General features: G+C 39.9%; 22 protein-coding genes. 13 read left to right on the top strand and 9 right to left on the bottom strand.

Annotation, left to right across the window (positions count from 1 at the left end; genetic code table 11):
* Positions 1 to 44: 44 nt before the first annotated feature.
* On the bottom strand, positions 45 to 662 hold the full coding sequence (locus tag AC1M9C_RS11740) for a TetR/AcrR family transcriptional regulator (RefSeq protein WP_481608138.1): 618 nt from the start codon (positions 660 to 662) through the stop codon (positions 45 to 47).
* Positions 663 to 804: 142 nt separating this feature from the next.
* Here AC1M9C_RS11740 and AC1M9C_RS11735 point away from each other — a divergent pair, with 142 nt between their 5' ends.
* From AC1M9C_RS11735 to dnaJ, 4 genes are all read left to right on the top strand, one after another.
* The gene (locus AC1M9C_RS11735) at positions 805 to 1,920 is read left to right on the top strand and encodes an efflux RND transporter periplasmic adaptor subunit (protein ID WP_481953761.1); all 1,116 of its coding nucleotides are present in this window, start codon (positions 805 to 807) and stop codon (positions 1,918 to 1,920) included.
* Positions 1,917 to 5,051 carry an efflux RND transporter permease subunit gene (locus tag AC1M9C_RS11730; RefSeq protein ID WP_481953760.1) on the top strand — a complete coding sequence of 1,045 codons (3,135 nt, stop codon included), beginning with the start codon at positions 1,917 to 1,919 and terminating at the stop codon, positions 5,049 to 5,051. Before AC1M9C_RS11735 ends, AC1M9C_RS11730 begins: the two co-directional genes overlap by 4 nt.
* A 135-nt stretch (positions 5,052 to 5,186) precedes the next feature.
* On the top strand, positions 5,187 to 5,564 hold the full coding sequence (locus tag AC1M9C_RS11725; RefSeq protein ID WP_035268802.1) for a hypothetical protein: 378 nt from the start codon (positions 5,187 to 5,189) through the stop codon (positions 5,562 to 5,564).
* 94 nt (positions 5,565 to 5,658) lie between these two features.
* Complete coding sequence (gene dnaJ / locus AC1M9C_RS11720; RefSeq protein ID WP_035268804.1) at positions 5,659 to 6,774, top strand: molecular chaperone DnaJ; 1,116 nt, start codon at positions 5,659 to 5,661, stop codon at positions 6,772 to 6,774.
* Between the two features lie 248 nt (positions 6,775 to 7,022).
* Here dnaJ and AC1M9C_RS11715 read toward each other — a convergent pair whose 3' ends face one another.
* Genes AC1M9C_RS11715 through ubiG form a run of 3 tightly spaced genes read right to left on the bottom strand, consistent with a single transcriptional unit; the run spans position 7,023 to position 9,193 of the window.
* Positions 7,023 to 7,769, bottom strand: a complete 747-nt coding sequence (locus AC1M9C_RS11715; RefSeq protein ID WP_035268812.1) for a YciK family oxidoreductase — start codon at positions 7,767 to 7,769, stop codon at positions 7,023 to 7,025.
* 24 nt (positions 7,770 to 7,793) lie between these two features.
* Entirely contained in the window at positions 7,794 to 8,480 is a 687-nt protein-coding gene (locus tag AC1M9C_RS11710) for an HAD family hydrolase (RefSeq protein WP_035268813.1), read from the bottom strand.
* Entirely contained in the window at positions 8,477 to 9,193 is a 717-nt protein-coding gene (gene ubiG / locus AC1M9C_RS11705) for a bifunctional 2-polyprenyl-6-hydroxyphenol methylase/3-demethylubiquinol 3-O-methyltransferase UbiG (protein WP_035268814.1), read from the bottom strand. Before ubiG ends, AC1M9C_RS11710 begins: the two co-directional genes overlap by 4 nt.
* 182 nt (positions 9,194 to 9,375) lie before the next feature.
* Between ubiG and AC1M9C_RS11700 the strand changes: the two genes are divergently transcribed.
* Entirely contained in the window at positions 9,376 to 9,993 is a 618-nt protein-coding gene (locus AC1M9C_RS11700; protein ID WP_180000355.1) for a thiol:disulfide interchange protein DsbA/DsbL, read from the top strand.
* A gap of 27 nt (positions 9,994 to 10,020) precedes the next feature.
* On the opposite strand, the gene AC1M9C_RS11695 is transcribed toward AC1M9C_RS11700, so the two are convergent.
* Entirely contained in the window at positions 10,021 to 10,665 is a 645-nt protein-coding gene (locus AC1M9C_RS11695) for a TetR family transcriptional regulator (RefSeq protein ID WP_180000353.1), read from the bottom strand.
* Positions 10,666 to 10,841: 176 nt separating this feature from the next.
* On the opposite strand from AC1M9C_RS11695, the gene AC1M9C_RS11690 reads away from it, so the two are divergent.
* Entirely contained in the window at positions 10,842 to 11,864 is a 1,023-nt protein-coding gene (locus AC1M9C_RS11690) for a flavin reductase family protein (protein ID WP_481953759.1), read from the top strand.
* 33 nt (positions 11,865 to 11,897) lie between these two features.
* The gene (locus AC1M9C_RS11685; protein WP_481953758.1) at positions 11,898 to 13,040 is read left to right on the top strand and encodes a fatty acid desaturase family protein; all 1,143 of its coding nucleotides are present in this window, start codon (positions 11,898 to 11,900) and stop codon (positions 13,038 to 13,040) included.
* Positions 13,041 to 13,055: 15 nt separating this feature from the next.
* Here AC1M9C_RS11685 and AC1M9C_RS11680 read toward each other — a convergent pair whose 3' ends face one another.
* Positions 13,056 to 13,295 carry a transposase gene (locus AC1M9C_RS11680; protein WP_481953757.1) on the bottom strand — a complete coding sequence of 80 codons (240 nt, stop codon included), beginning with the start codon at positions 13,293 to 13,295 and terminating at the stop codon, positions 13,056 to 13,058.
* Entirely contained in the window at positions 13,237 to 13,638 is a 402-nt protein-coding gene (locus tag AC1M9C_RS11675) for a transposase family protein (protein WP_481953756.1), read from the bottom strand. Before AC1M9C_RS11675 ends, AC1M9C_RS11680 begins: the two co-directional genes overlap by 59 nt.
* 142 nt (positions 13,639 to 13,780) lie before the next feature.
* Between AC1M9C_RS11675 and AC1M9C_RS11670 the strand changes: the two genes are divergently transcribed.
* The 4 genes from AC1M9C_RS11670 (at position 13,781) to AC1M9C_RS11655 (ending at position 17,820) form a co-directional block, all read left to right on the top strand.
* Positions 13,781 to 14,359: a DJ-1/PfpI family protein gene (locus tag AC1M9C_RS11670; RefSeq protein ID WP_481953755.1), complete on the top strand. Its 579-nt coding sequence runs from the start codon at positions 13,781 to 13,783 to the stop codon at positions 14,357 to 14,359.
* Between the two features lie 204 nt (positions 14,360 to 14,563).
* The gene (gene rph / locus AC1M9C_RS11665) at positions 14,564 to 15,280 is read left to right on the top strand and encodes a ribonuclease PH (protein WP_481953754.1); all 717 of its coding nucleotides are present in this window, start codon (positions 14,564 to 14,566) and stop codon (positions 15,278 to 15,280) included.
* Between the two features lie 146 nt (positions 15,281 to 15,426).
* Positions 15,427 to 15,558 carry a hypothetical protein gene (locus tag AC1M9C_RS11660; protein WP_481953753.1) on the top strand — a complete coding sequence of 44 codons (132 nt, stop codon included), beginning with the start codon at positions 15,427 to 15,429 and terminating at the stop codon, positions 15,556 to 15,558.
* Between the two features lie 30 nt (positions 15,559 to 15,588).
* Entirely contained in the window at positions 15,589 to 17,820 is a 2,232-nt protein-coding gene (locus tag AC1M9C_RS11655; protein ID WP_481953752.1) for a phosphocholine-specific phospholipase C, read from the top strand.
* Positions 17,821 to 17,881: 61 nt separating this feature from the next.
* Here the strand turns inward: AC1M9C_RS11655 and AC1M9C_RS11650 are convergent, their stop codons facing one another.
* Together AC1M9C_RS11650 and nadC are read right to left on the bottom strand one after the other, a co-directional pair.
* Positions 17,882 to 20,212, bottom strand: a complete 2,331-nt coding sequence (locus AC1M9C_RS11650; RefSeq protein ID WP_481953751.1) for a DUF6351 family protein — start codon at positions 20,210 to 20,212, stop codon at positions 17,882 to 17,884.
* 434 nt (positions 20,213 to 20,646) lie between these two features.
* Positions 20,647 to 21,492: a carboxylating nicotinate-nucleotide diphosphorylase gene (gene nadC, locus AC1M9C_RS11645; RefSeq protein ID WP_092767971.1), complete on the bottom strand. Its 846-nt coding sequence runs from the start codon at positions 21,490 to 21,492 to the stop codon at positions 20,647 to 20,649.
* A gap of 144 nt (positions 21,493 to 21,636) precedes the next feature.
* On the opposite strand from nadC, the gene ampD reads away from it, so the two are divergent.
* Together ampD and murJ are read left to right on the top strand one after the other, a co-directional pair.
* Positions 21,637 to 22,206: a 1,6-anhydro-N-acetylmuramyl-L-alanine amidase AmpD gene (gene ampD / locus AC1M9C_RS11640; protein ID WP_481953750.1), complete on the top strand. Its 570-nt coding sequence runs from the start codon at positions 21,637 to 21,639 to the stop codon at positions 22,204 to 22,206.
* A gap of 68 nt (positions 22,207 to 22,274) precedes the next feature.
* Positions 22,275 to 23,828, top strand: coding sequence for a murein biosynthesis integral membrane protein MurJ (gene murJ / locus AC1M9C_RS11635; protein ID WP_481953768.1), 1,554 nt, complete (start codon positions 22,275 to 22,277; stop codon positions 23,826 to 23,828).
* Positions 23,829 to 23,884: the final 56 nt, after the last annotated feature.

The raw sequence follows: 23,884 nt of genomic DNA, 5'->3' as shown, positions 1-23,884 counted from the left end.
AAAGAAAATTAGGTGAAAAATACGCCATTTAAGAATGGAGAGAGCTATTTTTTGTATTTCAGCATAAATAATTCGATGGCTTGATGAATAATTTCATCACATTCTGCTTCACTGGGAACCTGACGAACACCTAACAATACTTCATGATGTCGATGCCCTAAGAGTAAAGAAAGGAGCAAATGTGTTTGCTTTTCAGCATCATCTTTCTGGATAAATCCGTACTCAATCGCTTGAGCAAAAAAATCAGTCCAAACCACAAATAACCGCTTATGAGATGCATTATAAAAAGGTTCAGCCAAAGGATTTTGCTCTGCTGCCAATTCTAATAATAAATGCTCAAGCTTAATGGCTTCAGGAAGATTGACAATTTGCAGCGCTAAACTACATACCTGATAGAAGTCTTCTAAAAAATTGGATTCAGGGTGTAATTGGATTCGCCGAGCATTGATTGATTCTTCGCACGTTTCTGCAATTGCATAGGTAAATAACGATTCTTTATCTTGAAAATGGTTATACACCGTCAGTTTAGTCACGCCAGCTTCTTTGGCAATTTGATTCATGCTTGAACCATGAAAGCCCTGTTTTAGAAACAAACGTTTAGCTGCCTCTAATATTTGTTTCTTTTTAACTAAATCCTTAGGACGTCCAATATTCATTTGCACAAAAAAATCCAAAAAAAACAGTTTAGGTCATACCTTGAAAAATGATTTTTAATTACTGTACCATGCGGTATATTAATTAAAAAATAATCAAATTAATATCCCTAATTTGATTTGCCTAAAAATTGACATAAGAGCAGTGCACATGAGTCCTCAAAAATTTGCCACATACAGTTTAATGCTCATTTGTAGCGTGATACTTACCGCGTGTAGTAAGGATAAACCCACAGAGGAACAAATTCCATTTGTGATGGTTGCCCAGCCGAATACTTCCCAAGATGAACTGAAAAGTTATGCAGGAGAAGTTCAGGCGAGACAGCAAACGGCATTGGCTTTCCGTGTTGGAGGACAAATTACTGAACGCTATGTTGATGTTGGGGATCGAGTCAAAGTCGGGCAAGTCTTAGCAAAATTAGATGTGAAAGATGCTCAACTGCAGTTAAATGCTTCAAAAGCTCAGTTAGAAAGCGCGCAATCTGCAGCCAAAATTGCCGAAGAAGAATACAAACGCTTTAAGCAGTTATTACCTATTAATGCGGTGAGTCGTTCGCAATATGATGCCGTAGAAAATCAATATAAATCGGCCATGTCCAATTTAAAACAAGCACAATCAAATTATGCAGTGAGTAGTAATCAGACGGGATATAACCAACTCATTGCCAATAAAAATGGCGTCATCACTGAGCGTAGTATTGAAGTTGGTCAAGTGATCGCAGCAGGGCAGGCAGCATATCAACTGGCGATAGATGGTGATCGTGAAGTGGTGATTGGTGTGCCAGAACAAGCAGTATCAGAAATTAAAACAGGTCAAAAAGCTTGGGTTACGCTGTGGTCAAAACCAGAGGAGCGTTTCGCCGCATATGTGCGTGAAATTTCACCTGCTGCCGACCAATCTAGAACATTTAGTGTCAAAGTTGCTTTGACTGAAGGGCGTTCAGCAATTCAACTTGGACAAAGTGCGCGAGTATTTTTTTCAAATACCAGTTCAAATGTGATTAATGTTCCTTTGACCAGTGTATCTGCAACAGAAGATCAGCCTTATGTTTGGGTTGTGAATACAGATCACAGTATCCGTAAGGTGAATGTTCAAATAGGTGCTTATGGTCGTGATACGGTACCTGTGACCCAAGGTTTAAAAGCTTCTGATTGGATCGTGGTTGGCGGTGTACACTTACTGCGAGATAAACAAAAAATTAATCCGATTGACCGTCAAAACCGTGCAGTAAATGTGAAAGCAGGACAAGTTGGAGCGAAAATATGAACTTTAACTTGTCAGAATGGGCGTTAAAAAATAAGGGACTGATCCTTTATTTCATGATTTTGATGGGAATATTGGGTGTTTATTCCTACTCAAAACTATCACAAAGTGAAGACCCTCCATTTAGTTTCAAAGTAATGGTGGTTCAAACCTATTGGCCAGGTGCGACAGCGGAAGAAGTTTCATTACAAGTAACTGATCGCATTGAAAAAGAATTAATGAGTACGGGGCTCTATGATCGTATTGCAGCCTATTCTCGTCCTGGTGAATCAATGGTGACCTTTGTTGCCAAAGACTCGCTGCGTTCCCATGAATTACCGAATGTTTGGTATCAGGTTAGAAAAAAAATTGGAGATATCAAACACCAACTTCCTAGCGGTGTTCAAGGTCCATTCTTTAACGATGAATTTGGTGACACCTTTGGGAATATTTATGTCTTAACGGGTGATGATTTTGATTATGCCGTGATGAAGGAATATGCCGATCGCTTACAGCTGCAACTACAACGTGTGCAAGATGTCGGGAAAGTTGATTTAGTCGGCTTGCAAGATCAAAAAATTTGGATAGAAATTTCAAATACGAAAACCGCTCAATTGGGTATTCCAGTTTCTGCAATTCAAGAAGCACTACAAAAACAAAATACCATGGCGAGCGCAGGTTTCTTTGAAACAAGCTCAGATCGTATTCAAGTGCGTGTCAGCGGACAATTGAAATCAGTCGAAGATCTCAAGAACATGCCATTACTGGTTGGTGATAAGACCATTCAATTGGGCGATGTGGCTGAAGTTTACCGTGGCTTTAGTGAGCCAGCTCAACCACGTATGCGCTTTATGGGTAAAAATGGTATTGGTATTGCGGTGTCTATGCGTAAGGGTGGTGACATCATTGCGCTAGGGAAAAATCTAGAAAAGACCTTCAATGATCTACAACAAACTTTACCTTTAGGGATGGAACTTAAAAAAGTTTCAGATCAGCCTGTAGCGGTGCAACGCAGTATTCACGAATTTATCAAAGTGCTCGCAGAGGCCGTGATTATTGTCTTATTGGTCAGCTTCTTCTCTTTAGGTTTCCGTACAGGATTAGTGGTCGCTTTCTCTATTCCCTTGGTCTTGGCAATGACGTTCGCAGGCATGAATTTCTTTGATGTTGGACTGCACAAGATTTCTTTAGGCGCGTTAATTTTAGCACTTGGACTTTTGGTTGATGACGCCATCATTGCAGTTGAAATGATGGCCATTAAAATGGAACAAGGATATAGCAGATTAAAAGCCGCAGGTTTTGCTTGGAAGTCGACTGCATTTCCAATGTTAACGGGGACGCTGATCACTGCAGCTGGATTCTTGCCGATTGCCACTGCTGCGTCGAGTACAGGTGAATACACTCGCTCAATCTTCCAAGTTGTAACCATTGCTTTAGTGGTGTCATGGTTTGCAGCGGTACTGTTTGTTCCTTATTTAGGTGACAAATTACTGCCTGATTTTAATCAAATGAATCAGAAAGCCCCGTGGTATCAACGCTTATGGGCAAGATTACGTCAACAACCAGAGCCACAACCCGTCGTTCAACACCATGGTGAGCATCATGATCCATATCAAACCAAGACGTATCAAAAATTTAGATCTTGGGTTGAGTTATGTATTACTTATCGTAAAACCGTTATTGCTGCTACGGTTGCAATATTTGTCTTGTCAATTTTGATGTTCAAACTTGTTCCACAACAATTTTTCCCACCATCAAACCGTGCCGAAATTTTAGTGGATCTAAAACTAGAGGAAGGCGCTTCTCTAACAGCGACAGAAAATGCGGTTAAAAAAGTAGAAAAATTCTTGTCGACTCAAAAAGGGATCGATAATTACGTCGCTTATGTTGGTACAGGTTCTCCACGTTTCTATTTGCCTCTTGATCAACAATTACCTCAGGCGAGTTTTGCACAATTTGTGGTTTTGGCTTCCTCATTAGATGAGCGAGATGAGATTCGCAAGAATCTGAGTGAAGAAATTAGCAAGTTATTGCCTGAGGTACGGACGCGTGTATCGCTATTGGAAAATGGACCACCAGTCGGTTATCCAATTCAATACCGTGTTTCTGGTGAAGATTTAAATACTGTTCGCCAACGAGCACAATTAGTGTCACAAGCAATCAGTGAAAATCCAAATACCGCCAATGTTCACTTAGATTGGGGTGAGCCGAGTAAAATTATTTCACTTGAAATTGATCAAGATCGTGCGCGTCAGTTAGGCGTATCTAGCTTAGATTTGGCGAATTTCTTAAATAGCTCAATAACAGGGGCTGCGATTAATCAGTATCGTGAGAAACGGGAGTTGATTGATATTCGTTTACGTGGCGATCAAGCGGAACGTGTTGATGTGGCATCGTTACAAAGTCTCGCTGTACCGACGAGTCAGGGGACAACAGTTCCATTGGCACAGATTGCAAATATCCAATATAAGTTTGAAGATGGTCTGATTTGGCATCGTAACCGTTTGCCGACCATTACTGTGCGCGCAGATATTCGGACTAAACTCCAACCAGCTACTGTGGTTGGTGAATTAACTGAATCTATTGAGAAAATTCGTGCCGAACTTCCAAGTGGTTATCTGGTAGAAGTGGGAGGCACTGTGGAGGAATCTGCACGTGGGCAAACTTCAGTAAATGCTGGCATGCCGTTATTTTTGGCTGTGGTCTTTACCTTGCTCATGATTCAGCTCAAGAGTATTTCACGTTCGTTTATTGTTTTCTTGACCGCGCCTTTGGGTTTAATTGGCGTGGTATTGTTCCTGTTAATATTCAATAAGCCTTTCGGGTTTGTGGCGATGCTAGGTACCATTGCTTTATCTGGAATGATTATGCGTAATTCGCTTATCTTGATTGATCAGATCGAGCAAGATATCAAAGCGGGTCATTCTCAATGGGAAGCGATTTTAGAAGCGACAGTACGCCGTGCCCGTCCAATTATTTTGACTGCATTGGCTGCTGTGTTGGCGATGATTCCGCTTTCACGCAGTATCTTCTTTGGTCCAATGGCGGTAGCAATTATGGGTGGACTCATTATCGCAACATTATTAACGCTGTTCTTCTTGCCAGCACTCTATGCGGCATGGTTTAAAGTAAAAAAAGAGTCAAAAACCGCGTAGTTTTATGTGAATACTAGGTGCGAAGCATTGAAAAATTCAATATAGTAGTCCCTAGTTTTTAACACAAAATAACACAGTGGGCTGAGTACATAAAAAAACTGAATGTGCACTCGGTTGAGGTATAAAAAAGCATCCATGGGGCGAGACAATTTAACAAGACATCGTCGATTAATTACGATGTCTTATGTATTCATGTTTCTTGCATTGTTCACTGGTATCAGTGCTGCAATCGCCTATTTTTTAGCGCAAAAAGTGGCTCAAGCGCAAGACGCTGAAGTCTGGATCCATGCTCAAGCATTATGGATTGCACGAAATGTTGTGCTATTCATGATGATGGCCGCATTTGCTGCTCTTTGGTTTATTCCTGCCTGCTTTATCTATTGGGATAGTGTGTTATGGGTGAAAGGGTGTACGGTGATTGGTGTCATTTTTACCACAATTGCATGGCTATTTCTCCTAAATGCATGGCTAAAAGGCTTAGTGAAATATCTCCAGAAAAAAGCCGCTTTTTAAAATAATGATTTAATTTACTTGTAATCTCGGAATATGACCCCAACATATTCCGCAGAGAAGTCATATCAAATTTTTTTGTGGAGCATCGCCAGACATGGCTAAACGTGATTATTATGAGGTTTTAGGGGTTTCTAAAACAGCTAGTGATGATGAAATTAAAAAAGCCTACCGTAAGTTGGCGATGAAATATCATCCAGACCGTAACCCTGATAATGCTGAAGCAGAAGAAAAATTCAAAGAAGCTGCTGAAGCGTATGAAGTTTTATCTGATAGTGAAAAACGCAGCATGTATGACCGCATGGGACATAATGCATTTGAAGGCGGCTTCGGTGGCGGCGGCGGTGGTTTCGGTGGCGGTTTTAGCGCTGAAGACATTTTTAGTCAGTTTGGTGACATTTTCGGTGGCGCGTTTGGTGGCGGCGGTCGCCAACAGCGTCAAAGACGTGGTTCAGACTTACGTTATGTGCTTGAGCTCAGCTTAGAAGAAGCTGTACGTGGCGTAAAAAAAACAATCACTTTTACTGCGCCAGCACCATGTGAAGTGTGTGATGGTAAAGGTTCTAAAAACCCGAATGATGTTGAAACCTGTAAAACTTGTCACGGGGCTGGCCAGGTCCGTATGCAACAAGGTTTCTTCTCAGTTCAGCAAACGTGTAGCACTTGTCGCGGACAAGGTAAGATTATTAAAAATCCTTGTGGCACTTGTCATGGTTCAGGTGTTAAAGATCGTCAACAGACACTTGAAGTTACCATCCCTGCAGGCGTGGATAATGGCGATCGCGTTCGTTTAACTGGAAAAGGTGAAGCGATTCGTGATGGTCAATCAGGTGATCTATACGTAGAAGTTAATGTTCGTGAACATGAAATCTTCCAACGTGATGGCGCGGACTTGTATATGGATGTGCCGATTAGTATCGCTGATGCTGCATTGGGTAAAGAAATTGAGATTCCAACCCTTGATGGTCGTGTGAACTTGAAAGTACCTGAGGGAACACAAACAGGTAAAATGTTCCGTTTACGTGGCAAGGGTGTAAAACCAGTACGCACAAGTATGCAAGGTGATTTACTTTGCCGTATCGTGATTGAAACACCAGTCAACTTAACTGCACGTCAACGTGAACTTTTAAAAGAGTTACAAGAATCTTTAGATGGTGCGGACAGTAAATCTTCACCTAAAAAGAAATCATTCTTCGATCGTTTATTTGACTGATAAGAATGAAATAAAAGCCCGACATTATTGTCGGGTTTTTATTAAGTTATAAATACTTAAGACGCTTAAAGCAAAGTAAGTGATACTACCATTAGATAATTTCTTAGTTTATGGGTGTATTCAAAAGTTGTTGAGACTTATTTGTTTAAGCTTTTAAAATCTAAAGGTAAATTTTTTAATAGGTTTTGTTAGAACTATAATTTAAAAAAAGAGGATCTGAAGATCCTCATCATGTAATTTTGAAAAAACTAATCCTGAGCATCAATACTCTGACCATTCATACCTATACTGTCTTCGCCCATTAAATATAAATAAGCTGGCATGATTTGTTCAGGCGTTGCCAATACTTTCGGATCTTCATCAGGATATGCTTTAGCACGCATAGCTGTTCGTGTTGCACCAGGATTAATGCAGTTATAACGGATATTTGGATAGACATTTTCTTTTGCAAAAATTTGACTGACCGCTTCAATGGCAATTTTTGAGACTGAGTATGCGCCCCATTTCGCACGTGCTTCACGACCGACACCTGAGCTTGCAAAAACAACAGAGGCATTTTGAGATTTTTCTAATAATGGAAGTAAATGTTGAGTAAGAACAAAAGGTGCTCTTAAATTTACAGCCATTACATCATCCCACACTTCAGCAGGGTAGTGGGCCAATTCAACGCGCTCACCTAAAATCCCAGCATTGTGCAAAATACCATCTAAACGACCAAATTGTTGGTCAAGCGTTTCCACAAGACGTTCGTAATCATATGCTGTTGCAGTAGAAAGTTGCAGTGGCAAAATTGCAGGTTGAGGAGCACCTAAACTTTCAATTTCGTCATAGATCACTTCTAACTTGTTCAGCGTTCTACCATGAAGAACGACGGTCGCACCATGTAAAGCATAGCTCAACGCTGCTGCGCGTCCAATGCCATCACCTGCACCCGTAATTAAAATTACTTTATCTTTCAATAAGTCTGGGCGAGGTTGATATTCTGAATATTTCATGTGCGACCTCCTTCATTGTTCTAATTAAGCTGTTTTTTGGTGAGATTCGATCAATTCGATTAAGTGTTGATGTAATTCTTGTACATCATTCACTATACAATCTGCCTGCCAAGAATCTAAGTCATCTTTGTGTTCTAATGGTAAATATCCGTAAGCAGCCAAAATCGTGTACATATTTGCGCTTCGACCTGCATCAATATCACGTGGATGATCACCAACATAAATGCATTGTTCAGCTGGAACATTAATTTGTTGAGCAGCGAGATACATTGGTTCTGGGTCAGGTTTAGTGTGCTTAACATCTTCTGGGCATACGAGAACGGCACAACGTTCAGTTAAGTTTAAGGCTTGAAGTAGTGCCTCACTCAGCCAACGAGGCTTGTTTGTCACAATTCCCCATGGAATATCCCGTTGTTCCAAGTCCTCAATTAAAGGATACATTCCTGCAAAAAGGTCTGTATCCACAGCAATATCAGCACCATAGATATCTAGAAAGCGCTGACGATGTGCAAGGAAAATAGGATCATCAACCTGTAATTCAGGATAAACCAATTTCACCATCGCCCGAGCCCCCTCGGAGACCTGAGTTCGGATCAGGGCTGCATCTACGATCTCTCGACCTTCTTCACGACACATTGCTTGAATAATACGAATAAAATCCGCAGCAGTGTCAATTAAAGTCCCATCTAGGTCGAAAAGTACGGCCTTCATTCATTCACCTCATTATGGGTGTAAACCATATAGTTCACATCGACATTTGGGGCTAACCAATAATGTTTAGTTAATGGGTTGTAATGTAAGCCTGTCATATCTTTAAGTTTTAAACCTGCGTTACGAATATCATGCGCTAATTCAGAAGGTTTAATAAATTTATGATAGTCATGAGTTCCTTTTTTCAAAAGACGTAACACATACTCTGCACCGATAATCGCAAATAAATATGATTTTGGATTACGGTTAATTGTGGAGAAGAATACATGACCGTTTGGTTTCACCAGTTTTTGGCATGCTTGAATGATTGACGCTGGATCTGGTACATGTTCCAACATTTCCATACAAGTTACGACATCGTATTGACCAGCTTGTTCTTCAGCCAATTGCTCAACTGGAATTTGACGATATTCGATATTGGTTACGTTTTCTTGTTCTGCATGCAGACGTGCGACATTTAATGGTGCTGCGCCCATATCGATACCGAGGACATCGGCACCACGGCGTGCCATGCTTTCAGCCAAAATACCGCCGCCACAGCCCACATCTAGGACTTTTTTGCCACTAAGACCACCTGCATGTTCATCAATCCAATTCAATCGTAGTGGATTGATTTGATGGAGAGGGCGAAACTCAGAGTGTTGATCCCACCATACCGCAGCAAGTGCTTCAAATTTAGCAATTTCTTGTGGGTCAACATTCAGTTGAGTCATTACAGCCACCTTAGCAAAGTTCGTTTTAATGGGTAGAATTTATATCAGATCTTAGTGTATCGCTAATTCCAAAAAAAGCGATAAATCTTGTAAAAAAGTTCACAGAATCAAAACGATTTTCTCATATTTGTTTTATAGTGAAACCATATGCTAATCAAAATGATTTAGAGGATAAAAACTTAATGAAAAAGGTTGTTTTTAGTGGCGTTGCCGCTGCGGTGCTGATGGCACTTTCAACTGGTGCAATGGCGAACTTTGTTGAAGGCAAAGATTATACGGTCGTGCAAAACCCAGGAAAGGTTGATGTCGCTGGTAAATTGGAAGTACGTGAGTTCTTTTGGTATGGCTGTGGCCATTGCTTTACTTTAGAACCTCATATGCAATCTTGGTTACGTAAAATTCCAAAAGATGTGAATTTTGTCCGTACACCTGCTGCAATGAACAAAGTGTGGGAACAGAATGCACGTGGCTACTACGTTTCTGAAGCACTTGGTGTTCGTAAACGTACACATTTGCCTTTATTCCACGCGATCCATGACAAGGGTCAGCAGATTTTTGACCAAAAATCACAAGCGCAATTCTTTACGAAGTATGGTATCCCAGAAGCGAAATTCAATAGTTTATATAATTCTTTCGCAATTACTGCCAAAGTCTCTCAAGCGAATAAATTAGCGCAACAATATCAATTGACGGGTGTGCCAGCTGTTGTAGTAAATGGGAAATATGTCGTACAAGGTGATAATGGCCGTGTGTTACAAGTGGTTGATTATCTATTGGATAAAGAGCGCAAAGCTAAATAATAGAAAACCCGCATTGAGCGGGTTTTTTTATGCCTCAGTAGTATTCCAATTCAAAATCCCTTTAAAGATTAATCGTATTTGGGTAATGGACTGTTTTTTGAGTACCAGTTTTTGTAATTCAAGCTCCATACCTGAATATTGACGGCCCAAGCTAATCCAAGACATTGCCCATGTGAAACATAAATTAATTAAAATATTCGACAACATTTTTAGATCATCAGCTTGATGAAAATTTTGTACGATTTCGAATTTTTGTAGGTCATTGGCCAAATCAGAATTTAGAAACTCAATTTCACGAGCAATCGCACGTCTTACCACTTCAGAACCCCCCCAGCGCTCTGCGATCATAAAAATCCAAGGTTGGGTATTTAAATCGATGGCTTCAAAAAAAAGTTCCATGCTGGTTTCGGCTTTCGCATCTGGGTGGGCTAAACCTTGACCGAGCTGATGAAGTACAGTTTTCAAATATAACGCGACTTGATCCACTAATTCTTGGCCTAATTCATCCATATCTTGAAAATGTCGATAAAAGGCTGTTGGGACCAAACCAACCTCACGTGCAACTTCACGCAGACTAATACTGCTAAATGAACGGCCAGATGTGCTTAAGCGCAAAGCGGCATCCAGTAAAGCCTGACGACTTTGTTGTTTACGTTCATCGCGTATAGACATCTTAAAACCTGAGAAGTGAAGTCGAGATGAGTCTATCAAAAAAATATAAAAATTAAACGACGAATGTCAGTGAACATGTGTTGACTCAATTTCAAAATCAATATAGTGTACACATGTTCACTATTAGAACACTTGTTCACTCAATTAAATTGAAATACAAAAGAGGAACGTTTGAGATGAGTAGTTATCTGTCATATCGTCCTGAATGGATTCGAGAAGATTTCGTCGATTTTATCGCTGAAAAAATACATCCCACTTTGGCTTGGAAAAAAGTCAAAGCATCGCTCGTGAGTCGTCAGGCACTTAGTCACGATTTCTATGAAATTCATTTATGTCCAAATCATAATTTCGATTTTCAACAGATTGAGGCAGGGCAAAGTGTTTTAGTGACAGTCGTAGTTGCAGGCGTGCGTCTACAACGTAGTTATTCGATTGTGGAAATTTCTGCGACAGGCAATGTGGTGATTGCTGTCCGAGCTCAAGGATTAGTGTCGAATTGTTTAAGTCAATTAGAGATAGGTTCTGTCGTGGAAATTTCTCAAGCGCAAGGTGAGTTTACGCTTGAGCCGACTCAACAGCCAATTGTGTTATTGGCGTCGGGGAGTGGCATTACCGCGATTTATGCGTTGCTTACGAAGGCTTTAAACACGTTATCTGTGCCTATCGATTTAATTTATTTCTGTCGAGATGACGCGTTCCACGTGAAACTACAACAGCTCGCTTCAAAGCATGATCATTTTAATTATCACTATTTTAATACACGCCAACATAAACAAAATCTGACATTGGAGTTGTTAGAGCAGTTAGTACCAAGTTTTAGGCAAGCACAGATTTATGCATGCGGTGCAACTTCGATGATGCAAGCTGTAAATCAAATTTGTCATGAAGAGGGGATCAGCAATCAGCTCAAACAAGAGTTTTTTCAAATCCGTATAGATGAAGAAATTGAAAAACAATCCGTCACGTTTATCCGTAGTCAGAAATCGTTTGAAGCTCAAAAAAGTTTATTGGTGAGTGCTGAAGAGGCTGGATTAAGACCCGCTCATGGATGCCGAATGGGTATTTGTAATGCATGTGTCTGTAACAAAGTTAGTGGCGCTACTAAAAATATGCTCACAGGTGAAATTGAACATGAGCCAAATCGACAAATTAAATTATGTATTAGTCAGGCAGTAAGCCCTGTTGTGATTAATTTGTAATTTAACGGTATCGTATAAGACTGGAGAAAAATAATGAATATGTCACTTAATACAATATGGCAATCAAAATCTAAACATCTGACCGCTGAGCAAATTGAAGCATTTGGACAACGCGTTGAGCAGATCCGACTCAGTATTATGAATGATTTGGGTGAACAAGATGCCAAATATATTTATAAGATTCGCAACTTTGTTCGCTATAGCGAGATTGGCTCACGTGCATTGCTGATGTTTGGTGGTTGGATTCCACCTGTTTGGTTGGTAGGTACAGGATTACTAGGTGTGTCCAAAATTGTTGAAAATATGGAACTTGGACATAATGTGATGCATGGTCAATTTGACTGGTTGAATGATCCTAGTTTAAACGGTGCGACATATGACTGGGACACCATCTCAACAGGCGATGACTGGAAATATACCCATAACTATGTACATCACACCTATACCAATATTGTGGGGATGGATCATGATGTAGGTTATGGTCTACTTCGTGTTTCAGCATCTCAACCGTGGGAACCAAGATTTTTGTTGAATATTCCATTAGCGATTCAATTGATGGTGTTATTTGAATGGTATGTCGGTGTTCAAAACCTACACTTGGAAGACGCGCTTGTTTATAAAACCAAATCTTGGAAACAAGTGTGGAAAGATGCTGAAAAATTAAGAAAAAAAGTACGACGTCAGGTGGTAAAAGATTATGTCTTTTTCCCCCTTATCGCTGGTCCAAATGCGCTTCCTGTCTTCGTAGGCAATGCAGTTGCAAATGTGATTAGAAGTTTATGGTCATCTGCAGTGATTTTTAATGGTCATTTTACTGAAGATGCAGAAACATTTGAGATGGATAATACCGAAAATGAAACGCGAGCAGAATGGTATTTACGTCAAATTCGAGGTTCAAGTAACTTTACGGGAACATCATGGCTGCATATTTTGAGTGGTAATTTGAGTCATCAAATCGAGCATCATTTATTCCCTGATATGCCTGCAAATCGCTATGCAGAAGCTGCGCCAAAAATTAAAGCATTATGTGAGGAATATGGCATTCACTATAATGAAGCTAACTTTATGAAACAATTCTGGAGCGTTTGGGTTCGTTTAGCTAAATGTTCTTTACCAAATGATAAGACAGCTAAAATTTCTCAATCTATAAGAAAATTAAGAGGAATATTTGCTTGAGTACCACTATTTAGTTTAATTCATGAAAGGCATGGAGCATTGATCTGCAAGAATAAAAGCACCTTTAGGAATCTGATACAGGTTGCGTTTGAAGAGCTCGAAATCATGTACTGCACCACGACTCGTGCATAAACTCAGAACTTGCTGTGTTCTATAATGGATAATGGCTTGTACTTTAAAAGTATGTGCCTTCTTCTTACCACCATAGCTTTTCTTCTGTTTTTTTAGGTCTTTGTATTGGAATTTCTGTGGCATCTACGATCACCACATTCCAGTCGATACCTTCGCCTTCAGGCAAATTATTGGGTAAATTAAATAGATTGGACTTGATCAGGCAATCCTCTACGTGGCGGACGATTCTTGAAGCAGTAGGCTCTGATACACCATAACTCGTTGCGACATGAAACAATTTTCGATATTCACGCCAATAACTTAAGCACAGAAGGATTTGATCTTCTACACTTAACTTAGATGGTCTACCTTTAGCAGGTACAAGCATTTTTAGCTGTTCAGTCATTAAATCAAAGGTTGACCATGAGATGCCTGTATATCGCTTAAACTGTGTTTCAGAAAGCTTCTTTGAGTCGATGTATTTCATTCGCAATTTATGCATGAATATTTAAAATTATTCGGTACAAATAGTCAGCAAGGGATAGATCTTTTTTTGATTTATGAAAGAGATCTAGTATCTTATTTCTGAGTACTATTATTTCGAAAATTAAAAGTATAGATGTGAAAAAATGAATATTGGAATCTTATTATTTGATGAGGTTGAGGTCTTAGATTTTGCAGGGCCCTATGAAGTCTTTGCTATTACTACAGATAATCATAATAAAAAGCTTTTTAATGTGTTTACTGTGGCACAAAAACATGAAATTAAAGCAAGAAATGGTCTTGCAGTAAAAAGTGATTACCTCTTAGACAACTGTCCATCTATAGACATTCTCGTGATCCCTGGAGGATATGGTGCTGAAACAGTCGAGCTATATAATACTCATCTATTGAATTGGATAAAATTAAAACACGAAACGTCAAATATCACATTCTCTATTTGCACGGGAGCATTCATCTTAGCGGAGGCAGGGCTACTAGATGGGCTAAATGCTACTACTCATTGGATGGATATTTCACGTCTAGAGGCAGAATACCCTAAAATTACAGTTATAAAAGATGTTAGGTTTGTAGATGAAAATAAGATAATAACTTCTGCTGGGATATCATCAGGGATCAATGCTTCTCTATATGTCGTATCTAAAGTAACGAATAGAGATGTTGCATTGAATACAGCAAGAAGAATGGAATTTGAAACTGACTTATAGATTTTCTAAAATTAAAATAAGACACCTTATGCGAAGTTGGATTAAATCGCTTTTTCTTTTGCTCTCAATGAGCTTTTAGGTATGACTTAATTCTTTCAAAATTTAAGTTTGTCAGATTTAAAACACGGACTTATAACAAAGTCAGATGCCATCAATCTGCTATAATGTGCCCAATCTTTTTTTAAGTAAAAATTAGGACGTATTATGCGTATTGACCAGCGTGCATTAGACCAGTTACGTGACGTTAAAATTACTCGAAACTATACACGTTATGCAGAAGGTTCAGTTTTAGTTGAATTTGGTCATACCAAAGTTCTTTGTACTGCCAGTGTTGATAATTCAGTACCGCGCTTCTTGAAAGGAAAAGGCCAAGGTTGGGTGACTGCTGAATATGGCATGTTGCCACGTTCAACCCATACACGCAGTGACCGTGAGGCAGCTCGTGGTAAACAAAGTGGACGTACTCAAGAAATTCAACGCTTAATCGGTCGTAGCTTACGTGCTATGGTGGATTTGAAGAAATTGGGTGAAAACACGATTACAATCGACTGTGATGTTATTCAAGCTGATGGTGGTACACGTACTGCGTCTATTACAGGTGCTGCGGTAGCCTTGATTGATGCTATGAATTCATTACTTGAGAAAAAGAAAATCAAACAAGATCCACTCAAAGGTTTGGTGGCTGCAATTTCTGTTGGTATTTATCAAGACGAAGTACTACTCGACTTATGTTATGAAGAAGATTCAAACTGCCAAACAGATTTGAATGTGGTGATGACTCAGGAGGGTGAGTTTATTGAAATTCAAGGTACTGCGGAAGATAAACCGTTCACGCGTACGCAATGTAACGCAATGCTTGAAATGGCTGAGAAAGGCATTCAAGAGTTAATTCAAAAGCAACAACAAGCACTAGGCTGGTAATTCGCATTTGATTGCATGCGTTGATTGTAAAAAAGCACCTTGATAGAGGTGCTTTTTTTATTTCATAGATTTGCAATTGAAGCTTCATTGCAGCGTCACGAAAAAAGCGTATCACTGAGTTCGCATAAAACGAGAAGGATAACTACATGCGAGCTTATTTTTTTATACTCATCCTTACACCAAGTATTTTGTTAACAGCTTGTGGGGGAGATGATGATAACCAAACATCCAAACCGCAACCTTCAGATCCAAGCTGTGAAATCCACTGTGCTCCATAACCATAACAAGAATAAAAACAGGATAATTGTATGAACCGTCGTGACTTTATTTTAAATTCGACCAAGACATTATTGGGTGCATCTGCATTAGCGAGTTTTCCGCTGAGTATTCAAAAAGCTTTAGCAATTGATGCAAAAGTGGAAACTGGCACTATTCAAGATGTGAAACATGTGGTGATTTTGACTCAAGAAAATCGTTCTTTTGATAACTATTTTGGAACATTCAAAGGAGTACGTGGTTTTGGTGATCGATTCACCATTCCATTGAGTGGTAAAAGAGCGGTGTGGGAACAGTATGATGCCAACAAAAATAAAATTTTGCCTTATCACCTAGACAGTTCATTGGGCAATGCTCAACGTGTTTCGGGCACACCTCATTCATGGAAGGATGGTCAAGCCGCTTGGGATTGTGGGCGTATGGGCAATTGGGTGGAACATAAACAACCTCAATCCATGGGTTATTTTAAGAAACAAGAACTCGAGTTCCAGTTTGCGCTGGCGGAAGCATTTACTTTATGTGATGCCTATCATTGTGCCATGCACGCGGGAACTAATCCTAATCGTAAATTTATTTGGACGGGGACCAATGGGCCAACTGCTGCAGGTGTCGCGAGTGTAGTCAATGAGTTTGATAGTATTGGCTCATCAATGATCGGTTACGACTGGACCACGTATCCTGAACGATTACAGCAGGCTGGGATTAGTTGGAAGGTTTATCAAAATATGCCCGATAATTTTACGGATAATCCTTTGGCTGGATTTAAGCAATATCGTAAAGCCAATGAATTATCTGGTAAGCCGGTTAGCCATGCCAATATTTTGTCGCCTGAATATGATGAGCGTATTGATCAACGGCAATCTCTCTATAAGGGTATTGCCAATACGATGCCTAAGGACGGCGGTTTATTAGGAAAATTTAAACAAGATATCTTAGAGGGTAAATTGCCACAGGTGAGCTGGGTGGTCGCACCAGCAGCGTATAGTGAACATCCGGGACCATCAAGTCCTGTTCAAGGCGCGTGGTACATTCAAGAACTGTTAAACACTTTAACGGCAGATCCAGAGTTATGGAGTCAGACGGTTTTACTGGTCAATTTTGATGAAAATGATGGTTTCTTTGATCATGTACCATCGCCATCTGCACCATCAAGAGAAATCAATGAAGCAGGTGATATCGTTAAAGTTCATGGTAAAACCACGTTATCAGAACAAGAGATATCATATGAATATTTCAATCACCCACGTGTATCAGGTTCGACAGCACAGCCTGAATTAAAATTTAAAAATGGTAAGAATGAAAACTTCTGGCATGGTGTGTATGGTCCAGGAGTACGTGTTCCTATGTATATCATTTCACCATGGAGTCGTGGGGGATGGGTCAACTCTCAGGTATTTGATCATACCTCAATTATTCAATTTCTTGAGCAACGTTTTGGCGTGCAAGAGCCTAATATTAGCCCTTATCGTAGAGCGGTCTGTGGTGACCTTACGTCGGCGTTTGACTTTAAGACACCTAACTTTAATATTCTGCCAACACTCAATGGGCAAAGAACAAAACAAGAAGCTGACAATACGCGTCATTCGCAAGAGCAACTGAGCAAGGTTCCAGTCCCAGCAAATCAACAATTTCCTGTGCAAGAATCTGGAATACGTCATTCTCGAGCATTACCTTATTTATTACATACCAGCGCGCGCGTACAGGTTGCAACCCGAAACATACAATTGATTTTCGCAAATGGTGGAGAACAAGGTGCGGTTTTCCATGTCTATGACAAACTAGATTTAAATGCCATTCCTCGACGTTTTATGGTGGAGGCAGGCAAACAGCTTGAGGATGTTTGGGAGCTAGTAGATGATCAATATGATCTTTGGGTACTTGGACCAAACGGTTATCATCGAGCATTTAAAGGAAATCTTCACCATCAAATTGAAAGAAATCATTTGCCAGAAATTCGAATTTGCTATGAAGCTTGTCAACCTAAAATAATTTTAAAAATACGGCATGATGGTACTGAAGCCGTGGAGATGATGGTCAAGGACAATGCGTACTACAATCAAAAAATGTGGACTGTCAAAACTCAATCGAATGAGGCTGAACTTCATCTCGATTTAACGGAGTCTTGGGGATGGTATGATTTTAATGTTGTGATCGCCCAACAGCAGAGAGAGCAGGCTTATGAACGTCGATTTGCTGGACGTATTGAAACAGGGCAGCATACATGTACCGATCCTATGATGGGATTATTGCAACCTAAATCTTAAACACGAAGTAAAAAAAGCCGTGAATGTTCACGGCTTTTTTCACAATTGAAAAATTCAGGTATTAAGACAGTCGAAATGAATTAGAGATCCAACCTTTCGGAAGTTGAGGCATTATAAGCTCCTCAGGGCGATTTGGATCTTCATCCAGTTGCTTACCACCATAAATGACATCATTGATCTGTCCATTTTGATTTTGATAGGTTAACCAAGGATAGGTTTTACCAAACCCAACAGGATCTTGGGTGTAATCACAAACACCATCTGGAAAAACTTTTTGTAATCGAGCCCATTGCTCATCTGTAAAGTTAATATTGGGGTAAAGACGACGTGTGAGTGGTTGTAGTTTACATTTATTGGCGTAGGTACTAATTTGATCACCTGCTACCATTCGCGGTGTTTTATAGACGGGTACACGAAGATTATTGCAGAATCCAGATCTTCGAATCGTTCCTAATGTGATACATGAGTCGTTAAGATTTACTTTATTGCGAGTGAGTTTCTGTGGCAGAGGTAAATTGCTTGTATCATTTTTTACGCGATCTAACCATTGGTTCATATCATCGAAACTGATTTCTAAACATTTAAGATCGCCAATCATAATGGTATCACCTCCATACAGAAGCTGATTGTTATGATGTCCATGTGCTTTGTCTAAACGTGCTCTAATCGCGAATGCTCGGTAAGCATCATGGAAGATCGCTGGATCTGGACCACGACAATCAATAATCGCCACTTGATCTAAATTATTGGCAACATTGATTAAACCAGTTCGATAAGCATTTTTTAAACCTTGCTCCGTGGCATATAACCGTTCGGGAATTGGATTAATATCAATATCAACTCCACCGAGGCGTTCATTTAATAAAACAAATTTTTCAGCATTGATCACACCATCAAATAAGGTTTGAAGCCCGTATTGCACACCGACATTATCAATTGGTAGGTTAGCAAACCCAATATTGCGTTGATTTTCGACGGCACTCCAAATTTGTCTAAGCTGTTGTGTATTTGGATCAACTTCAGTTGGATTTCTGAGACCCAACAAATTTACAGCAGCCTCTTGAATTGAACAGCGTGTCCCATTCGGATTTGAGGTGGCATTGTACAGTTGTGTTTCTGATATTCCGCTACAAATTGTATTTGGTCGAGCAACATCGAATTGCGCAAGTTCACTGACATAACCATTAATCTCAGAAATATGACCTTGAATATGGTTAATTTGATGAGGGAGGAAAGAGCGGCCTTCTGCTGTTTTAAAATAATTGATCATAATATGATAATCAGCAAACTGAGACGCTGTACTCCATGCATCAGGGAAGGAGCACGTTACTAACAAACCTTGGTATACACCTGGATAAGCATTAGCTACCCATTGAGATGCGAGCGCGCCACCTGAACAGCCTTGTCCAATCGTGTAGTCTAAAGTGCCGTATTGTTCGATAAAACGTTCTTTGGCCATAATGATTGATTCAGCTTGAACCGCCAAATTACAGTTATGTCCACTGTTGGATAGCGCCGTAGACATGACGCCATAACCTTTGCCCAAAGCCTTGATGGTAATATCTGGCAAAATAGAACTTGATGTCGCAACCACGGTAGGCGCGGTTGCAGACTGATAATCATTTCCGCAACTTTGCCCATGGGTTACTAACAGCTTATTATTAAATTGGGGTTGTGGATTCAACGCAGTCCAAGGCTGATTAGGATTATACAATACAGCAAACCGATATTCATCACGATTTTGATAGCCGACTTCTTCTCGAATGATAAATGGCACTTCTACGCCTGTATCGGTCTTAATTTTGGAAATTAGACCCGCCGAAGGTGGTTTCTCAGGATTGTAGGTCTGTAAAGTTCCGACCAAATTCCGATAGTAGTAATTATATTGAACAGGTTTACGACAAAATAAATCAGTCGAGCCGTTGGTACAGGTCCATGGATTAATTTGAGGTCCAGATAAAAGAGGGCCTGTGGTACTGAAATTTTTTAAATATAAATTTTGAATTTCATTTGGTGTTTCAATTTTAAGTAGATTTTCCCCTAACCGTAATCCATCTAATAGCACTCTATTCTGAGCATTAGAAAAGCGAGATTTGATGTCCTGTCCATTTAAATGAATGCTTATATTTGAGTCATTAAAATTAATCGATGGGTCTAATTCGATCAATACATCATTATCTGTCACAAGATCGGGGCGAGTTGATAAAACAGTCACGAATTCTTTTTCAAGTTTATTCGTTGGATTGTCAGGATCAGTTGGATTGGTCGGAGTTGGCTGTGATCCATTACCACCGCCTGAATTCCCCCCAGATTCGCTGGAGCTTTTACAACCGACGAGTAAGCTGCTACTAATCGCGACGCTTAAAAGCGTATAGATCATTTGCGTTTTCATGTGATTTCCCTAATGTACAACATGGTGGATGCAATCGATCCGATGACTGCATTTCTTTTTATTTATTCACTGACATTCAGCATGGTCTATGTGTTGACACCCTCCTATTATTTAGACAATGCGAACTCATGGGTTTAATTGTATTTATTGGCTTCACTATGAATGAAAATTAGGCAGCATTCCATGACAGAAAATTGAATAATTGTAAAATTAAGGCAAATAAATAATTGAAATTTAATGATTTACTTTGCATTCTATAGGTTTAGTGTGATTTTGATTAAAAAATAATTTTAAAGCGTGGAAGGTATCAACTAGGACCATATAAATTCAAAATTTTTTGTATTTATGAAATAAAGTTAATGTAGCATCACAGTTTTAAGCAAATAAAAAAAGGAGCAAAGCCCCTTTTTTATTGAGAGATAGGATTGAATCAATTAAGCGTTAAAGCGCATAGATAAATCGATGGCTTTGACATCTTTAGTAAGTACACCCATTGAAATAAAGTCGACGCCTGAAGTAGCAACTTCACGTAAGTTGTCGATGGTAATATTACCTGATGCTTCTAATTTACAACGACCAGCCACATGCTTGACTGCATCAATCATTTGTTGTTGGCTGAAATTGTCCAACATAACGATATCCGCACCAGCATCTAAAGCTTGGTTTAACTCATCCCAAGTTTCAACTTCGACTTCCACAGGTTTACCTGGTGCAATGGCATGTGCTTTGTCGATTGCTTGCTGAATGCCACCTGCAGCCATAATATGGTTTTCTTTAATTAAAAAAGCATCGAATAAACCTAAGCGATGGTTTTGACCACCTCCTACACCCACCGCATATTTTTGCGCAATACGTAAGCCTGGTAATGTTTTACGTGTATCCAGTAGTTTGGTATTTAAACCTTCCAAATGTTTCACATATTCAGCCGTTTTTGTAGCAACAGCAGAAAGGGTTTGTACAAAATTAAGTGCTGGGCGTTCAACGGTTAACAGACTGCGTGCTGAGCCGGCAAGTTTTAAAAATGCCTCATTGGCTTGAACTTGATCGCCATCTTGCTTTAACCAAATCACATCAACGCTTGGATCATAGGCTTTAATTAAAGCATTCACCCACGGTTGACCTGCAAGAATCATCGTTTCGCGACTGATAATGGTTGCTGTTGCTTGTTCATCTTCAGGTGTCAGCAATGCGGTGATATCACGCTCACCAATATCTTCTTGCAATGCTTGTTGGATATTGATTTGAATTGATTGTTCAAGCAAAGATTGCGGTATGCTCATAAAATCCCTATTGTAGGCACCAGAAAAATGAGCAATATATTACCATTGCACCTCAAGTAATGGTGCTGTTTTTTTCGTCCAAGTCTTTTCAAAGATGAGCGTGGATGAATTGTCATAAGTTGCAAACACGGATTGAGATCACACATGTCGAATGTACCCAAGCTTCAAGTGGTAGATGGTGTATTACAAGGTGCAAGATTTATTGCTTCACCAAATTTTAATCAAAGACCAGACGATACTGACATTCAACTGGTGGTCATCCACAATATTAGCTTACCGCCCTCACAGTTTGGAGGAGGCTATATTGAGCAGTTTTTCCAAAATAAATTAGATTGGGATGCACATCCTTATTTTAAAACCATTGAAGGGATGCAGGTCTCAGCACATTTGTTGATTTTAAGGTCAGGCGAAATTTTACAGTTTGTTAATTTTAAAGACCGTGCTTGGCATGCAGGACGCTCTACGTACATGGCAAATCCAGAATGCAATGATTATTCGATTGGCATTGAACTCGAGGGTAGTGATGATCAAGATTTTACGGAACAACAATATCAAGCTTTAGTTGAGGTCGTGGCAACACTTCAACACGCTTATCCTAAAATTAAAAGTCATATCGCAGGGCATTCAGATATTGCACCTGGACGAAAGACCGATCCAGGACCGCATTTTCAATGGGCTTATTTTAGAGATCAATTAAATCAACGAAAAATATGATGCTTTGTCGAATGAAATAACAATTTAAAAGCGAAGTTTTATTACAATATCGTCAATCTTTTTAAGTGGTGAATATGATGGCGCTTTGGCGATCCACCTTTATTGTGAGTGCAATGACCATGTTGTCTCGTGTCATGGGGCTTATTCGAGACATGGTGCTGTTAAATGTGTTCGGGGCAGGTAAAGACTTCGATACTTTTGTTGTAGCGTTTCGTATTCCCAACTTTTTTAGGCGTCTTTTTGCCGAAGGTGCATTTTCCCAAGCATTTATTCCTGTTCTCACAGAATATAAAACCACCAAACTCCATGCTGAAGTTCAGATCCTAATTAGTCGGGTATTCGGATGTTTGCTTACCGTGATGACTGCATTAACTGTGCTGTGTATGATTGTTGCACCTGCGATATTGTATGTTTATGCGCCAGGATTTCATGCCGATGCAGCCAAATTTGATTTATCAGTCGACTTATTCCGTCTCACCATTCCCTACCTGATGTTTATGTCGCTGACGGCATTTGCCAGCAGTATCTTAAACAGCTATGGCTCATTTACCACACCCGCATTTGCGCCAGTGTTGTTGAATATTGCTATGATTGCAGGGGCTTTGTGGTTATCTCCACATATGGAAACACCCATTATGGCATTGGGTTGGGCAGTGGTGTTTGCTGGCATTTTGCAATTAGCCCTACAAATTCCGGAACTGTGGCGCAAAAAACTCCTGATCCCACCTAAAGTTGATTTTAAGCACGAAGGTGTCGAGCGTATTTTAAAATTAATGTTGCCTGCACTGTTTGGGGTTTCAGTCACACAAATTAATTTACTACTCAATACCATTTGGGCGTCTTTTATGCAAAATGGTTCTGTGTCATGGCTTTATACTGCAGAACGGATGACCGAATTGCCTTTGGGCTTAATTGGTGTAGCCATCGGAACGGTGATTCTGCCTGCACTCTCTGCGCGTAAAGCTGAACAGGATCAAACTAAATTTAAGGCCATGTTAGATTGGGCTGCACGTGTCATCGTATTTGCTGGTATCCCAGCCAGTATCGCTTTATTTATGTTGTCTACACCGATTATTCAAGCGCTGTTCCAACACGGTGCTTTTGATGCACGAGCGACAGAAATGACCGCTTTGGCATTACAATGTATGAGTGGTGGTGTCTTGGCATTTATGTTGATTAAAGTCTTTGCTCCTGGATTTTATGCGATTCAAGATACCAAAACCCCAGTACGTGTTGGCCTAATGGCAGTTGCAGCCAATGCCATCCTCAATGTAGTTTTTATTGGTATCTTCAAATGGATGGGCTGGGAAGAACTCCATATGGCATTGGCGTTGTCATCTACAGGTTCTGCTTTAGTCAATGCCGGGATGCTATATTTCTATTTACACAAACGTGAAATATTCCGATTTGGTCCGCATTGGAAAAAATTATTTTTCCAATTTATGGTCGGTAACGCCGTGATGATCGCAGCTTTATGGTATGGTCTAAGCTGGTATAATCCAGATGTAGCACCGTGGATGCGTGTATTTGAAGTGCTTGGTCTCTGTGTATTAGGTGTGGTTGCCTATGTAATGGGTTTATTTGCGACTGGCTTTAGACCAAGACAGTTAAAACACGGCTAATGCTTCAAACAGACTCTCAATAAAAACATAAAAAAACATCGCTTCCGCGATGTTTT

The sequence above is a fragment of the Acinetobacter sp. 24-47-39 genome (assembly GCF_056783825.1).
This window is presented reverse-complemented; position numbering and strand designations above follow the sequence as displayed.

Bases quoted from the DNA above. Each gene is read 5' to 3' on its own strand.
- AC1M9C_RS11725 (WP_035268802.1), top strand. From the start codon at position 5,187: ATGGGGCGAGACAATTTAACAAGACATCGTCGATTAATTACGATGTCT.
- ampD (WP_481953750.1), top strand. From the start codon at position 21,637: ATGTCGAATGTACCCAAGCTTCAAGTGGTAGATGGTGTATTACAAGGT.
- AC1M9C_RS11700 (WP_180000355.1), top strand. From the start codon at position 9,376: ATGAAAAAGGTTGTTTTTAGTGGCGTTGCCGCTGCGGTGCTGATGGCA.
- AC1M9C_RS11690 (WP_481953759.1), top strand. From the start codon at position 10,842: ATGAGTAGTTATCTGTCATATCGTCCTGAATGGATTCGAGAAGATTTC.
- AC1M9C_RS11730 (WP_481953760.1), top strand. From the start codon at position 1,917: ATGAACTTTAACTTGTCAGAATGGGCGTTAAAAAATAAGGGACTGATC.
- AC1M9C_RS11670 (WP_481953755.1), top strand. From the start codon at position 13,781: ATGAATATTGGAATCTTATTATTTGATGAGGTTGAGGTCTTAGATTTT.
- AC1M9C_RS11735 (WP_481953761.1), top strand. From the start codon at position 805: ATGAGTCCTCAAAAATTTGCCACATACAGTTTAATGCTCATTTGTAGC.
- AC1M9C_RS11655 (WP_481953752.1), top strand. From the start codon at position 15,589: ATGAACCGTCGTGACTTTATTTTAAATTCGACCAAGACATTATTGGGT.
- nadC (WP_092767971.1), bottom strand. From the start codon at position 21,492: ATGAGCATACCGCAATCTTTGCTTGAACAATCAATTCAAATCAATATC.
- rph (WP_481953754.1), top strand. From the start codon at position 14,564: ATGCGTATTGACCAGCGTGCATTAGACCAGTTACGTGACGTTAAAATT.
- dnaJ (WP_035268804.1), top strand. From the start codon at position 5,659: ATGGCTAAACGTGATTATTATGAGGTTTTAGGGGTTTCTAAAACAGCT.
- AC1M9C_RS11715 (WP_035268812.1), bottom strand. From the start codon at position 7,769: ATGAAATATTCAGAATATCAACCTCGCCCAGACTTATTGAAAGATAAA.
- AC1M9C_RS11685 (WP_481953758.1), top strand. From the start codon at position 11,898: ATGAATATGTCACTTAATACAATATGGCAATCAAAATCTAAACATCTG.
- AC1M9C_RS11680 (WP_481953757.1), bottom strand. From the start codon at position 13,295: ATGCCACAGAAATTCCAATACAAAGACCTAAAAAAACAGAAGAAAAGC.
- AC1M9C_RS11650 (WP_481953751.1), bottom strand. From the start codon at position 20,212: ATGAAAACGCAAATGATCTATACGCTTTTAAGCGTCGCGATTAGTAGC.
- AC1M9C_RS11695 (WP_180000353.1), bottom strand. From the start codon at position 10,665: ATGTCTATACGCGATGAACGTAAACAACAAAGTCGTCAGGCTTTACTG.
- AC1M9C_RS11660 (WP_481953753.1), top strand. From the start codon at position 15,427: ATGCGAGCTTATTTTTTTATACTCATCCTTACACCAAGTATTTTGTTA.
- AC1M9C_RS11675 (WP_481953756.1), bottom strand. From the start codon at position 13,638: ATGAAATACATCGACTCAAAGAAGCTTTCTGAAACACAGTTTAAGCGA.
- ubiG (WP_035268814.1), bottom strand. From the start codon at position 9,193: ATGACTCAACTGAATGTTGACCCACAAGAAATTGCTAAATTTGAAGCA.
- AC1M9C_RS11710 (WP_035268813.1), bottom strand. From the start codon at position 8,480: ATGAAGGCCGTACTTTTCGACCTAGATGGGACTTTAATTGACACTGCT.